Raw genomic sequence first — 12,626 nt, 5'->3', positions numbered from 1 at the left:
CGGGCGCGTGAAGCGATGCTTCTCGCCCGGCGTGCCCTCCGCGGGATTGGCTGACTAGCATGGCCTGCCCCGCCTTGCTCCGTGCCGCCCGACCGCTATGTTGTCCTCCTGTGCAGTGTTCTTTTTCTCGTCTTCCGGTCGGCGCCTGCAAGGCCGGAGGATGTGAAAGGAGCATCACAGATGAGCATCACCGCGACCCTGCTGGACGCCGAATCTGAATCCCAGCACGAGCAACCCAAAGCCGGCCTCCGCTTCAAGATCGCCGATCAGGCCTGGGAATTCGAGGCCATCCACCGCCTCAACTACCGCACCTTCGTCGAAGAAATTCCGCAGCACGCGCCCAATGCGGAGCGACGCTTGATCGACCGCTTCCATGACGAGAACACCTATGCCATCGCGCTGAGCGAGGGCGAGCTGGTCGGCATGATCGCCGGCCGCAGCGCGCGGCCTTTTTCCCTCGACGGCAAGCTGCCCGATCTCGATCGCCACCTGCCGCAGCACCAGCGCGCCATGGAGGTGCGCCTGCTGGCCGTGGCGCCGGCCTTTCGCAATGTTCAGAAAGCGGGCGTGTTCGCGCGGCTCTCGGGCGTGCTGGCCCGGCACTTCCGCGCCCAGGGCTGCGATCTGGCCCTGATCTCGGGCACGCTGCGCCAGACCCGGCTGTATCGCCACCTGGGCTTTCAGCCCTTCGGCCCACAGGTGGGCAGCGCCGAGGCGCCTTACCAGCCCATGCTGATGCGCCTGCCCGATTACGCCGCGCATTGCGCGCATCTGGAATTCTTGTCGGATGGCCGCCATGCCAGCTTCCTGCCCGGCCCGGTGGCCATGTCCGAGGCCGTGGTGCAGGCCCTGGCCGAACCGGCTCACTCGCACCGCGGGCCCCAGCATCTGCTGCGCCTGGCTCGGGTGCGCGAGCGCATATGCGCGCTCAGCGGCAGCCAGGATGCGCTGATCTTTCCGGGTACGGGCACGCTGGCCAATGATGCGATCGCCGGCCAACTCTCGCTGCTGGACGGATCCGGCCTGGTGATCAGCAATGGCGAGTTTGGCGAACGCTTGCTCGACCATGCGCGGCGTTGGCGTTTGCCGCACCAAGCCCTGCGCCTGGACTGGGGCCAGCCGCTCTCGGCCGAGGCGCTGGAGCAGGCCTTGCAAACGCAGCGCCCGGCCTGGCTCTGGGCCGTGCTCAGCGAGACCTCCACCGGCATGCGCAATGACCTGGGCCTCTTGCGCGCCGCCTGCCGCCAGCATGGCGTGCGCCTGTGCGTCGATGCGGTCAGCGCGTTGGGCCAGCAAGCGCTGGACCTGCGCGGCGTATGGCTGGCCAGCGCCGTCAGCGGCAAGGCTCTGGGCGCCTTTCCTGGCCTGGCCATCGTGCTGCATGAAGGCGCGCTGCAGCCCGAAGGGCAGTTGCCGCGCGCCATCGACCTGGCGGCCTTTGCGCCGGCCGATGGTGTGCCCTACACCCAGAGTTCCAATCTGCTCGCTGCGCTGGAGGCGGCCCTGGCCATCGACTGGACCGCGCGCTGGCGGGCGGTGCGCAGCGCCGATGCGCAGCTGCGCCGCGCCCTGGGCTGCAGCGCCGCGCAGCCTGCCTCCTTGCCTTGGCGCGCCCTGGTGGCGCCGGATCAGGCCATGCCCGGCATCTTGACCCTGGCCTTGGCGCCGCATCTGTCGGCGGCCCGCATCGGCGCGCAGCTGGAGCGTGCCGGCTTCAAGCTGGCCTGGCAGAGTGCCTACCTGCAGCAGCGCAACTGGCTGCAGATCTGCCTGATGGGCGCCTGGGACCCGGCCGCGCTGGCCGTGCTGCCGGCGCGCCTGGCGCAGGTGACGGGCGTCACACTGCCGGTGTTTTGAGGCTGGTGCGGCGCAGCCGGCTGTGCGGCAGCCCTGTCTTGCGGTGCCACGGCTGCGCATTTCATCGCGAATCAGCGTGGCGCACGCTTCCCTTCACCTGTGGCGCTTGCGCCTTGGGGGCGGCACCTTGAGAATCCGGCCCTTCCTTCACCGATGGATTGCCTGGAGACCCCGATGAGGCAGAGCGTTCGCCCCCTTTGTTATGCAATGCTGCTTTTGGCCTTGGTGGGTGGCGGCAGCCTGTCTCCCAGCCATGCCGCACCAAGGCCGCCGGCCAAGCAGCGACTGGATCAGGCCGAGCTGCTGCAGCAGGCCGGCCGAGTGGACGAGGCTCTGGCTCTGGTGCAGGCCGATGTCAGCGACGAGGGCTTGTTGCTGCGCAATGCCTGGCTGCTCTTGCAGTTGCAGGCCGCGGCAGGGCAGCTTGACGCCGCCTGGCAAACCTTGGCCCGCATGGCGGACGAGCGCCAGATGGTGCCGGCCCGGTGGCTGGAAACGGCCAAGGAGTTGGCTCCTCTGCGCGAGGACCCGCGCTGGCCGGACGCGCTGGCCAAGGCGCGCGCCTTTGATGCCTTGCGCGAGCGCCTCTACGGCGCCGCGGCGATCGAGACGCCGTTTCGCGAAACCCTGCCTCTGAACGAACGCTTGGCCGGGCTGTCGCGCCTGTGGGCCGAGGTCAAGACCCACTTTGTCAACTTCGAGCTGGTGCCCGGGCTGGATTGGGACGCGCTCTACTTGCAGACGCTGGAGCGGGTCAGCAAGACGTCTCGCACCGAGGACTACTACCGTGAGCTCATGCGCATGATGGCGCAGCTGCACGACGGCCACAGCGGTGTTGTTCTGCCGGAACCCTTGCGCGACCGCATGCTGGCTCGGCCGGCGCTGCGCACGCGCTGGATTGAGGGGCGGGTGCTGATCGCACAGTTGCTCGATCCCGAGCTGGCCCGTTTGGGTCTGGCTGTGGGCCAGGAGATCATGGGCATTGAAGGCCAAGCGCTGGCTGACTATGTGCAGAGCCATGTCCAGCCCTTCACCTCGGCGTCCACGCCGCAGGATTTGGCCCTGCGGCTGTACGACTACAACCTGCTGCGCGGCGATGCCCGGCGCGCGGTGCGGCTGACGCTGAAGGACGCACAGACCGGTGTGACACGTCAGCTGAGCGTGCCTCGTGTGGAGGGCAAGGCGCGCGCGGCGCTGCTGGCCAAGGATGACGCCAGCTTCCGCTGGCGCATATTGCCCGGCGATGTGGCATTGGTGGAGTTGCGCGGATTTGGCGACGATGAGCCAGTCAAGGCCTACCGCGCGGCCTTTGAGCAGATTGCCAAGGCGCGCGCCATCGTCTTCGATCTGCGCGAGAACGGCGGCGGCAACAGCAGTGTCGGCTATCGCATCCTCTCGACCCTGAGCCCCCAGCCCTTCGAGACCTCGCAATGGTGGACGCGCTCCCAGGTCTCGGCCTGGCGCGCCTGGGGCCTGCCGCTGACGATCGAGGGCGGCAGCCCGGGCCTGGTGCAGCCCGATGCGCAGCGCCAGTTCACTGGCCCGGTCGCCGTACTCACCAGCGGCGCCACCTATTCGGCGGCTGAAGACTTTGTGGCCGCGTTCAAGCGCATGGCACGCGGGCACGTGGTCGGTGAAGCGACCGGCGGCAGCACCGGGCAACCTTTGTTCTTCAAGCTGCCAGGTGGCGGCAGTGCTCGTGTCTGCAGCAAGCGTGATGTATTGCCCGATGGCACCGAGTTCGTCGGCAAGGGTTTGCAGCCGGACCTGCTGCTCCAGCCCACGTTGGCGGGCTGGCGTGCCGGCCGTGACGAGGTGTTGGAGGCGGCGCTGGCCCGGATTTCTCTCGTGTCGGCGGCGAGCCGCTGAGACCAATTTGTCGGTCGGCAAAGATTTGTACAAAACGTATACAGACGATGAAGCCTAGGGTTTATACACTTGCGTTTCCAAATCTGAGTGGCGTTCAACAAGGCGATGACCTTCGCTGAAAGCCACCCAGCCCGCAGCGCAAAAATCAGGAAATCCCATGTCTTCGCAGCCCATCCGTCTCGCTTCTGCTCCTCGTCTTCGTCCGGTCTGGGCGGCTTTGGCCTTGTCGTCCCTGGTGGCGCTCACAGCCTGCGGCGGAGGCGGTGGTGGTGGTGGCGGTGAAGTCACGCCCCCGCCCCCGCCGCCGCCGACCAATGCGCCGGATCTGATGGTCAGCATGAGCCTGCCTGGCGCCGAAGTGCCCTCGGGCTACACCCAGACCATGGCCACCATCAAGCTGCGCAATGTCGGCAAGGGCGCCGCCACCACCACCGATGTCAACATCGTCGCCGATGCGCTGCTCGAGGGCATGAAGGTCGTCAACTGCCAGTCCGACAACGCCGGCACCGCCTGCCCCGCCACCGGCTCCCGCATGACGGTCAGCAATTTGCAGCCCGGCGCCACACTCACTTTTGATGTCACCGGCACCGTCAAGCTCGGCACCAGCGGCACGGTCAATCTGGAAGCCTCGGCCGTCACCGGCACGGGTACCCAGCTGTCCAGCAGCAAGATGAGCGTGGGCTTCAAGGCCTACACCGCGGATGTGGCTGTGCAGGCCACCGGCCCCAGCAGCGCCGTGCCGGCCGGCGGCAGCTTTGAGTATGTGGTGACGGTCAGCAACAAGGGCCCCGATGCCGCCAAGGATGTGTTGATCGCCAACCAGCTGGCCAGCTCGCCGAGCGAGAACGCCGCCATCCTCGGCCCCATGAGCTGCACCGCCAGTGGTGGCGCTGTTTGCCCGACCGATCTCAAGCCGGTGGGCATGACCTTGGCCACCCTGCCCAAGGACGGCAGCGTGGTGTTCCGCCTGCCCTACAGCTTCGCGCCGGGCACCCGCGCCGCATTGGTGTTCGAAGCCGCCGTGCGAGCCCGTGGTGACAGCGACAGCAGCAACGACCGCGCGCTCCTGATGACGCCTTGATCGTCTCGCCCCCTTTTGCCGCTGCGCCTCTCTGGGCGCAGCGCGCACAGAGGTCGCGCCTGGGGCTGCCAGCATGCTGGTAAGTCAGGCTGCAAGAGCGGCTGCAGATGGTCTATCGTTGCTTCATGCTTGAAACCACCTTGCCCGAACGCTCCGCGCAGGCCATGCAAAAAGGCCCGCTGCATTTCTATTTCGATTTTTCCTCGCCCTACAGCTATATCGCCTCGGAGTGGGTGGACGCCGTGGCCGCGCGCCATGGCCGGCGCGTGCAATGGCATGCCATCTTGCTGGGCGTGACCTTCCAGGCCGCCGAGCTCAAACCCCAGGTCGAGCACCCGCTCAAGCGCGATTACGCGTTTCGCGACTTCGCCCGTTCGGCCGCCTTTGCCGGCCTGCCGTATCAGCAGCCTGAGCGTTTCCCCATCGCCACGCAGAACGCCGCCCGCGTATTCTGGTGGCTGCATGAGACGCAGGGCGCCGCGGCCGCTGTGGCTTGGGCGCGTGCCGGCCTGCGTGCCTATTTCGCCCGTGGCGTGGCGCTCGATGATGCCCCGCAGCTCAAGGCATTGGCGGCGCAGAGCGGCCTCGATGCCGACGCGGCCGAGCGCGCCTGGAGCGACCCGGTCTGGAAAGATCGGCTCAAGGCCGTCAACAGCGCCGCCATCGCCGCAGGCGTGTTCGGCGCACCTTACTTCATCGTCGACGGCGAAGCCTTCTGGGGCAATGACCGCCAGGCGCAGATCGAGCGCTGGCTCGCCAGCGGCCCGTTCAAGGGTCTGATCTAAGTTCGTTCAGGGCAGTGGGCTGAGCCCTGCGGCCTTGAGCAGGCGCCGGTAGCTGCCGTCCGCCTTCATGGCCGCCAGCCCTTGTTCGAAGGCGCTGCGCAAGGCCTCGGCCTGCGGGTCGCGGCGGCTGAAGGCCAGATAGGTGGGCTTGCTTTCCAAGCCCGGTGCCAGCCAGTCGATACGCGCCCGCAGCTCAGGTTCCTTGGCGAGCATATAGAGCCCGGCATCCTTGGCACCGAAGGCCAGGTCGATCCGGTCTTTGGCCAGTTTGCGCAAATTGCTGTTCAGGGCGCTGGCCAGATCGAGTTGCAGGCCAGGGTCGCGCAAGAGCTCAGGCAGATAGCTGCCGCGTTCAACGCCGATGCGCAGGCGCCGCAATGTTTCGGCGTTATGAGTCATTTTTTGACTGCCGCGCTTGACGAAAAAACCCAGCTCTTGCTCGACCAGGGGCGAGCTGTAGTCGAAGATCTGGTCCCGCGCGGCATTGCGCCAGATGCCCAGAATCAGGCAGCGGCCTTCTTCGCCTTCCTTGAGGATGCGGGCCCATGGCATGAATTCGGCCTGCATGGTGTAGCCCGCGCGCTGGAACGCTTGCTGCGCCAGATCGAAGATGGGGCCCATGCGCGGCAGTCGCGGGCTGTTGTAGGGCGGAAAGTCGCCTACACAGACCCGCACGGCTGGCTGGCTGCCGACCTGGCTGTTCGCCGGCGCCACGCTGCCTTGTGCGAGCGCTGCTGTACCCCAGGCCGCAGCCACCAGCGCAGCCGCCAGCAGCAGCCTTTGCCGGTAGGGTGGGCAAGGGGTGAGCGCGGTGGAGCGGGTCTGGTTCGGCAACATCTGCGCCCACCCTAAGCCGAAATGCAGCCCGCCTCAAGCGGGCTTGCCCCGGGTGCCTGTGAAGTCTTACAGCTCGGCCACGCCCTTGACCCGCACGGCCGGCACCGGCATGGCCACCGCGGCCTCTTGCACCCGACCATGGAAGCGGTCCAGCAGCGCCTTCTGCTTGGCCCGGGCCGTCACCACATTTGCATGTTTGACGTGGCCGTAGCCGCGGATCTGTTCGGGCAGACGGGCCAGCTGCAGGGCGACTTCCAGCTTGTCGGCTGACAGGCCGGCCAGCAGCTCGTCCACCAGGGCTTCGTAGTCCTGGATCAGCTGGCGCTCCATGCGGCGCTCTTCGGTCTTGCCGAAGACATCGAGCGCGCTGCCGCGCAGGCCCTTGAGCTTGGCCAGCAGCTTGAAGGCCTGGAAGGTCCAGCTGCCCATCTCGATCTTCTTGGCGCGACCATCGGCCCCGGGCTTGGAGATCAGCGGCGGGGCCAGATGGAAGCTCAGGCGCTCCCAGTTCTCGAACTGCTCCTTCATCGCGCGTTCGAACTGGCCGTCGGTGTAGAGGCGCGCCACTTCGTACTCGTCCTTGATGGCCAGCAGCTTCGCGTAGTAGCGGGCCACGGCCTTGGTGAGGCGCTCGGTCTTGCCGGCCTCGCCGAGCTGGCCTTCGGCGCTGCGCACGCGTTGCACCAGGGCCAGGTAGCGCTGGGCATAGGCACTGTTCTGGTAGGCCGTCAGGTGGGCGCTGCGGCGGGCCAGCAGGCCGTCTGGGCCGTCGAGCTTGTCGAAGTTGAGCACCTGCACGACCGCTTGGCTGCGGCCGGCCAGGCGGCGAAGGGCCTCGGGCGCGGCAATGGCCAGGCGGCCCAGGGCGAAGGCGGTCTTGTTGCCTTCCACGGCCACGCCGTTCAGCTCCATGGCCCGCATCAGCGAGGCTTCGGACAGCGGCACCAGGCCACGCTGCCAGCAGGCGCCCAGCATGATGATGTTGCTGGGCATGGTGTCGCCCATCAGCTCCTGGGCAATCGCTTGCGCATCGATGGTGCTCATCAAACCGGCGTCGCCACCGACGGCATGCTGCATCTTGGCCAGCAGCGAGTCGGCTTGCAGGCTGGCATCGGGGTTGCGCACAAAGGCCGCTGTGGGCAGCTCATGCGTGTTGGCCAGGATGACGGTGCGGCCCGGCTTGACCGTGCCCAGCGCATCCGGGCTGGCGCCCACCACCATGTCGCAGGCCAGCAGCACATCGGCCTGTTGCGTGTCGATGCGCACCTGGTTGAGCAGGTCTTGCGTCGGCGCCACGCGCACGAAGGACAGGACCGAGCCGCCTTTTTGCGCAAAACCCATGAAGTCCAGCACCGAGGCCTGCTTGCGCTCCAGATGCGCGGCCATGCTGATCAGGGCGCCGACCGTCACCACGCCGGTGCCGCCCACGCCGGTGACCAGCAGGTCGAAGGGACCCGTCCAGTTCCAGGGTTTGGGCGAGCCAATCGCGGCCAGCTCGCGCGCCAGATCGGCCGGCGTGTAGCCAGCGCCGGCGCGCTTTTTCAGCTGCGCGCCGTGCACCGAGACAAAGCTCGGGCAGAAGCCGTTGACGCAGGAGAAATCCTTGTTGCAGCTGCTTTGCTCGATCACGCGCTTGCGGCCGAAATCGGTTTCCACCGGCACGACCGAGAGGCAGTTGCTGGCCTGGCCGCAGTCACCGCAGCCCTCGCAGACCTGCTCGTTGATGAAGATGCGCTTCGGCGGGTCGTAGAACTCTTTCTTCTTGCGACGGCGGCGCTTTTCGGCGGCACAGGTCTGGTCGTAGATCAGCACCGTCACGCCTTCGATCTCGCGCAACTCGCGCTGCACCGCGTCCAGCTCGCTGCGGTCGTGGAAGGTGGTGCCCGGCGGGAAGAGGTTTTCGTGGCCCTGGTACTTCTGCGGCTCGTCGCTCACCACCACCAGGCGCTTCACACCCTCGGCCTCCACCTGGCGGGCGATCTGGGGCACGCTGGTTTGGCCGTCCACCGGCTGGCCGCCGGTCATGGCGACCGCGTCGTTGTAGAGGATTTTGTAGGTGATGTTGGTCTTGGCGGCGATGGCCTGGCGGATGGCCAAATAGCCCGAGTGGTAGTAGGTGCCGTCGCCGAGGTTCTGGAACACATGCTTCTCGGTGGTGAAGCGGCTGTGGGCCGCCCAGTCCACGCCCTCGGCGCCCATCTGAATCAGGCCCGAGGTGCCGCGCTCCATCCAGCTGGCCATGAAGTGGCAGCCGATGCCGGCTAAGGCCCGTGAGCCTTCGGGCAACTTGGTCGAGGTGTTGTGCGGGCAGCCCGAGCAGAAGTAGGGCTGGCGGCGCACGCCATCGGCCGCGTTGGACAACAGGCAGGGGGTCAGGAAATCCACCACCAGATGGCGGCGGTCCAGGGCGGGGTTGAGACGGGCCAGCCAATCGGCCACCGTGTTCATGATGCGCGAGGGGCGCAGCTCACCGAGCGCCGACAGCACGGCCTGGCCATGCTCATCGGTCTTGCCCACCACGCGTGGGCGCTGCGCATCGGGCAGGTGGTAGAGCAGCTCCTTGATCTGGCGCTCGACCACCGGGGCTTTCTCCTCGATCACCAGCATATCGGTCAAGCCCTGGGCGAACTCGCTCATGCGCGAGCTCTCCAGCGGGAAGACCAGGCCGACCTTGTAGACCCGCACGCCGGCGGCGGCCAGGGCATTGGGGTCCAGGTCCAGGCGGCGCAGCACTTCCATGAAGTCGTAATGCGCTTTGCCCACGGTGACGATGCCCAGCGTGGCGCGCGGGCTCACGACGATGTGCTTGTCGATGCTGTTGAGCTTGGCAAAAGCCTTGACGGCGTTCAGCTTGTGCTCGAGGCGCGTTTCCAGCTCCAGCGAGGGCAGGTCCACCGCGCGGATGTGCAGGTCCACCGGCGGCTTGTGGTCCACCGGCAGCTCAAAGTCCAGCGGCACGCTGTCCAGGTCCACCGTCATGCCCGACTCCACCACCTCGGAGATCGCCTTGAAGCCGACCCAGGTGGACGAGAAGCGGCTCAACGCCCAGCCGTAGAGGCCGAACTCCAGATACTCCGCCACATTGCCCGGGTGGACGATGGGCATGTGCCAGGCCTGCAGTGCCAGATCGCTCTGGTGCGGGGTGCTGGAGGACACGCAGCCATGGTCGTCGCCGCAGACGACCAGCACGCCGCCTAACTTCGAGGTGCCATAGACATTGCCATGCTTGAGCGCGTCGCCCGAGCGGTCCACGCCCGGGCCCTTGCCGTACCACATGGCAAACACGCCATCGGCCGTTCGCTTCGGGTCCAGGGCCACGCGCTGCACGCCGAGGCAGGCGGTGGCTGCCAGGTCTTCGTTGATGGCGGGCAGGAAGTTGACCTTGGCTGCCTCGAGGAACTTCTTGGCCTTCCAGAGCTGCTGGTCCACCATGCCCAGCGGGCTGCCACGGTAGCCGGAGACAAAGCCGGCGGTGTTCAGGCCCTTGCTTTCGTCCTGCGCTTTTTGCGCCAGCAGCAGGCGCACCAGGGCTTGGGTGCCGGTCAGGAAGACCGCGCCGCTGTTCGCTGCGAGGTTGTCCGAGAGCTTGTAGTCCCGCAGCGCGGGCTCCTGGGGAGCCGCAGGGCTGAGTGTTTGGGTTTCTGAACTGGACATGGGCTTTCCTCGCGAGACGAACGATGGCTGCCGGGGATTTTTCGTCAGAGAGCCAAGTGTTTGTTGCTCTGTTTGCCGCTGTCAAGTCAGTAAATGAGAGAATTCCTCTCAAAGGAGTCTCAAATGGAGATGGATCGTTTCGACCGCGCCACGCGCCAGATTCTCGAAGCCCTGCAGGCCGATTGCCGCCAGAGCACCCAGGCCCTGGCCGACCAGGTGGGCCTCTCGGCCACCCCGGTCTGGCGCCGCATCAAGGAGCTGGAAGACAGCGGCGTGATCCGCCGCCATGTAGCCCTGGTGGACCGCGAAAAACTGGGCCTCAATATCTGCGTGCTGGCCAATGTCTCGCTGGTGCGGCACAGCGAGGGCGCGGTCGAGCAATTCGAGCGCCTGGTCCTGGCCAGCCGCGAAATCATCGAGTGCCACGGCATCACCGGCGAGGCCGACTATGTGATCAAGGTCGTCGTGCCCGATATGAAGGCGTATGACGCCTTTTTGCAAAGCCAGATCTTCAAGGTCCCCGGCGTGGCCAGTGTGCGCAGCAATGTGGTGCTGAGGGAGGTGAAGTATGAGACGGCTTTGCCGGTGGGCTGAGGGTGCTTCAGCGTATGCCGGAGGGCGCCAGTTTGGCGCTGACGGCAGCGCCAATCGCGGCGGCGACCTCGGCCTGGGTTTTCAGCGCATCGCTCAAGGCGCGGTCATAGGACTCGGTCCAGACCACGAAGCCATCGCTGGTGCGCACCAGTTGGGCGCTGATGCGCATCGTTTGGCCCGACAGGCGCACGCTGCCCTCGATCACATGGCTGACGCCGAGCTGCTGGCCGAGGGCGGCGGGAGCGATGTCCTTGCCCTTGAAGGCAAACACACTGGAGCGCGCGGCGATGCGCAGTTCGCTGTTCTTGCCCAAGAGGGCGATCAGCTGCTCGCTCATGCCATCGGCAAACGGTTCCTGGTCCATCTTGTCGCTGAGGTCCAGAAAGGGCAGGACGGCGACGGGGCGGGGCGCGCTGGCCTGCGCCGCCGCGGCCGGGCCGTCGGCGCGCCAGGGCTGTAGCTGGAACAGCGCCAGCCCGGCCGCCAGACTCAGCAGCGTTGCCGACAGGATCAGGCCCACATTCGTGCGGCGCTTGGGTGGAGCAGTGACAGGCGTCATCTCCTCATTGATGGCGAGGGATGTGTTGCCGTCGAGACCGGCCTCGGCTGGCGCAGGCAGCGTCTGAACCGCAGCAATCAGTCGGTAGCCCAGGCGCGGCACAGTGGCGATATAGCGTGGCTGCTTGCTGTCATCACCCAGCGCGCGGCGCAGCGCGGTGATGGCTTGGTAGACCGAATCCTGCGTGACCACGACGCCGGGCCAGACCTGCTCCAGCAATTCGTCCATGCCGATCGTCTCGCCGGCGCGGCCGGCCAGATAGACCAGAAGGCGCAGGGGCCGGGCGTCGAGGCGCAGGCCTTCATCGTCAGTACGGCTGAGTTGACCGGTCGACGGGTCCAGCAGCCAGTCGCCAATCTGCAAAGCGTGTTCGGGAAGACAGTCCATCGATGCCCTAAGGGCGCACAGAGCCTCACCACGTGGCGCCCGCATTCAAAGGGCGTCGCGCGGCGGTGCGCGCAGGCGCTGGGAAGGTCCCGGCGCGGCGCAATTCTATGAGCGAGATTGGCGCGCTCATGGGCCCGCTCATGCCCGTGCGAATCGGGGCCAGCCGAATCTGAGCGAACGCGGTGCATGCTGCCAGGCCATCAGCGCAAAGCAGATCACCATCAGCGTCGGATATTCGCAGCCGTCCTCGTGGCCAGACGAGAACCAACCGTACTGCAAGTGGTGGACCGGAATGCCCACCAGATAGATGGCCGAGAACATCAGGCTGAGCGGAAAGACGAATCGCCCCAAGGCCAGCGGCATGGTGGCGAAGGCCTCGGCGTAAGTGACGAAGTAGCCGAAGAAGGCGCCGAAGGGCACGCCGTGTGCGTCCAGATAGCGGCCGAAGCTGGGCACTGAGCCGCCGAGCAGCCGGGTCCAGCCATGGATCACGACCAGGCAGGCGAGGGTGATGCGCAGCAGCATCATGATGCGTTGCTGACGTTGCGGGTCGAAGGTGGATGTGAAGGTGTTCATGAAATGGGCCAGGGTTGGTGAAGCCCGGCATGCTGCCGATGACGGCGCGGCAAGGCCTGAAAACGCGCTGAAAGCTGGCCTTTCCGGCCTGAATCAGTCTGAAAAGGGCTGAAATCCCGGTGAAGTAGGGGAAATGGGCGCGCTATGGGGCAGCGCTTGAGCCGCGGCGAGCGACTCCGGCCGCTGTCGAGCAGTTCGAGCGCCAGGTCCCATGCAGCCGCGAAATCATTGAGTGCGGCTGCCTCGCCGGCCAGTTCATACCTGAAGGTCGTCGTGCCCGGATTGACGGCGCATGAGGCCTGCTTCCTGCCGAACGAAATCTTCAAGGTGCCTGGCGTGGCCAGCGTAGGTAACAAAGTGGTGTTGCGCGAGCTAACGCTTGAGCTGGCCTTGCTGGTGGGATGAAGGACGGGTCGAGTCGAGCGTG

The 12,626-nt window shown here is 66.5% G+C and carries 10 protein-coding genes; 6 read left to right on the top strand and 4 right to left on the bottom strand.

Annotated elements, in window-relative coordinates:
• The first annotated feature begins 180 nt into the window (after positions 1-180).
• The 4 genes from LNV23_RS00285 to LNV23_RS00270 all read left to right on the top strand — a co-directional run bounded on the left by LNV23_RS00285 (position 181) and on the right by LNV23_RS00270 (position 5,592).
• Positions 181-1,857: an aminotransferase class V-fold PLP-dependent enzyme gene (locus LNV23_RS00285; RefSeq protein WP_263561100.1), complete on the top strand. Its 1,677-nt coding sequence runs from the start codon at positions 181-183 to the stop codon at positions 1,855-1,857.
• Between the two features lie 207 nt (positions 1,858-2,064).
• Positions 2,065-3,726: a S41 family peptidase gene (locus tag LNV23_RS00280; RefSeq protein ID WP_263561099.1), complete on the top strand. Its 1,662-nt coding sequence runs from the start codon at positions 2,065-2,067 to the stop codon at positions 3,724-3,726.
• Between the two features lie 157 nt (positions 3,727-3,883).
• A complete protein-coding gene (locus tag LNV23_RS00275) occupies positions 3,884-4,807 on the top strand; it encodes a CARDB domain-containing protein (protein WP_263561098.1) in 924 nt (307 codons plus the stop codon).
• Between the two features lie 125 nt (positions 4,808-4,932).
• Entirely contained in the window at positions 4,933-5,592 is a 660-nt protein-coding gene (locus tag LNV23_RS00270) for a 2-hydroxychromene-2-carboxylate isomerase (RefSeq protein ID WP_263561097.1), read from the top strand.
• A gap of 6 nt (positions 5,593-5,598) precedes the next feature.
• Here the strand turns inward: LNV23_RS00270 and LNV23_RS00265 are convergent, their stop codons facing one another.
• Together LNV23_RS00265 and LNV23_RS00260 are read right to left on the bottom strand one after the other, a co-directional pair.
• Positions 5,599-6,429 carry a substrate-binding periplasmic protein gene (locus LNV23_RS00265; RefSeq protein ID WP_263561096.1) on the bottom strand — a complete coding sequence of 277 codons (831 nt, stop codon included), beginning with the start codon at positions 6,427-6,429 and terminating at the stop codon, positions 5,599-5,601.
• Positions 6,430-6,495: 66 nt separating this feature from the next.
• A complete protein-coding gene (locus LNV23_RS00260) occupies positions 6,496-10,083 on the bottom strand; it encodes an indolepyruvate ferredoxin oxidoreductase family protein (protein ID WP_263561095.1) in 3,588 nt (1,195 codons plus the stop codon).
• 123 nt (positions 10,084-10,206) lie between these two features.
• On the opposite strand from LNV23_RS00260, the gene LNV23_RS00255 reads away from it, so the two are divergent.
• Positions 10,207-10,677: an Lrp/AsnC family transcriptional regulator gene (locus tag LNV23_RS00255; RefSeq protein WP_102768093.1), complete on the top strand. Its 471-nt coding sequence runs from the start codon at positions 10,207-10,209 to the stop codon at positions 10,675-10,677.
• 7 nt (positions 10,678-10,684) lie between these two features.
• On the opposite strand, the gene LNV23_RS00250 is transcribed toward LNV23_RS00255, so the two are convergent.
• Together LNV23_RS00250 and LNV23_RS00245 are read right to left on the bottom strand one after the other, a co-directional pair.
• On the bottom strand, positions 10,685-11,623 hold the full coding sequence (locus tag LNV23_RS00250; RefSeq protein ID WP_263561094.1) for a winged helix-turn-helix domain-containing protein: 939 nt from the start codon (positions 11,621-11,623) through the stop codon (positions 10,685-10,687).
• 138 nt (positions 11,624-11,761) lie between these two features.
• On the bottom strand, positions 11,762-12,199 hold the full coding sequence (locus LNV23_RS00245; protein WP_263561093.1) for a DoxX family protein: 438 nt from the start codon (positions 12,197-12,199) through the stop codon (positions 11,762-11,764).
• 156 nt (positions 12,200-12,355) lie between these two features.
• Here LNV23_RS00245 and LNV23_RS00240 point away from each other — a divergent pair, with 156 nt between their 5' ends.
• Complete coding sequence (locus LNV23_RS00240) at positions 12,356-12,604, top strand: hypothetical protein (protein ID WP_263561092.1); 249 nt, start codon at positions 12,356-12,358, stop codon at positions 12,602-12,604.
• Positions 12,605-12,626: the final 22 nt, after the last annotated feature.

This window comes from Kinneretia sp. DJ1R-11 (genome assembly GCF_025717595.1).
In the GTDB taxonomy this organism is placed as follows: Bacteria; Pseudomonadota; Gammaproteobacteria; order Burkholderiales; family Burkholderiaceae_C; genus Paucibacter_A.
This window is presented reverse-complemented; position numbering and strand designations above follow the sequence as displayed.

Coding starts and splice junctions, on each gene's coding strand:
- LNV23_RS00275 (WP_263561098.1), top strand. CDS start 3,884: ATGTCTTCGCAGCCCATCCGTCTCGCTTCTGCTCCTCGTCTTCGTCCG.
- LNV23_RS00270 (WP_263561097.1), top strand. CDS start 4,933: ATGCTTGAAACCACCTTGCCCGAACGCTCCGCGCAGGCCATGCAAAAA.
- LNV23_RS00245 (WP_263561093.1), bottom strand. CDS start 12,199: ATGAACACCTTCACATCCACCTTCGACCCGCAACGTCAGCAACGCATC.
- LNV23_RS00265 (WP_263561096.1), bottom strand. CDS start 6,429: ATGTTGCCGAACCAGACCCGCTCCACCGCGCTCACCCCTTGCCCACCC.
- LNV23_RS00280 (WP_263561099.1), top strand. CDS start 2,065: ATGCTGCTTTTGGCCTTGGTGGGTGGCGGCAGCCTGTCTCCCAGCCAT.
- LNV23_RS00285 (WP_263561100.1), top strand. CDS start 181: ATGAGCATCACCGCGACCCTGCTGGACGCCGAATCTGAATCCCAGCAC.
- LNV23_RS00250 (WP_263561094.1), bottom strand. CDS start 11,623: ATGGACTGTCTTCCCGAACACGCTTTGCAGATTGGCGACTGGCTGCTG.
- LNV23_RS00260 (WP_263561095.1), bottom strand. CDS start 10,083: ATGTCCAGTTCAGAAACCCAAACACTCAGCCCTGCGGCTCCCCAGGAG.
- LNV23_RS00255 (WP_102768093.1), top strand. CDS start 10,207: ATGGAGATGGATCGTTTCGACCGCGCCACGCGCCAGATTCTCGAAGCC.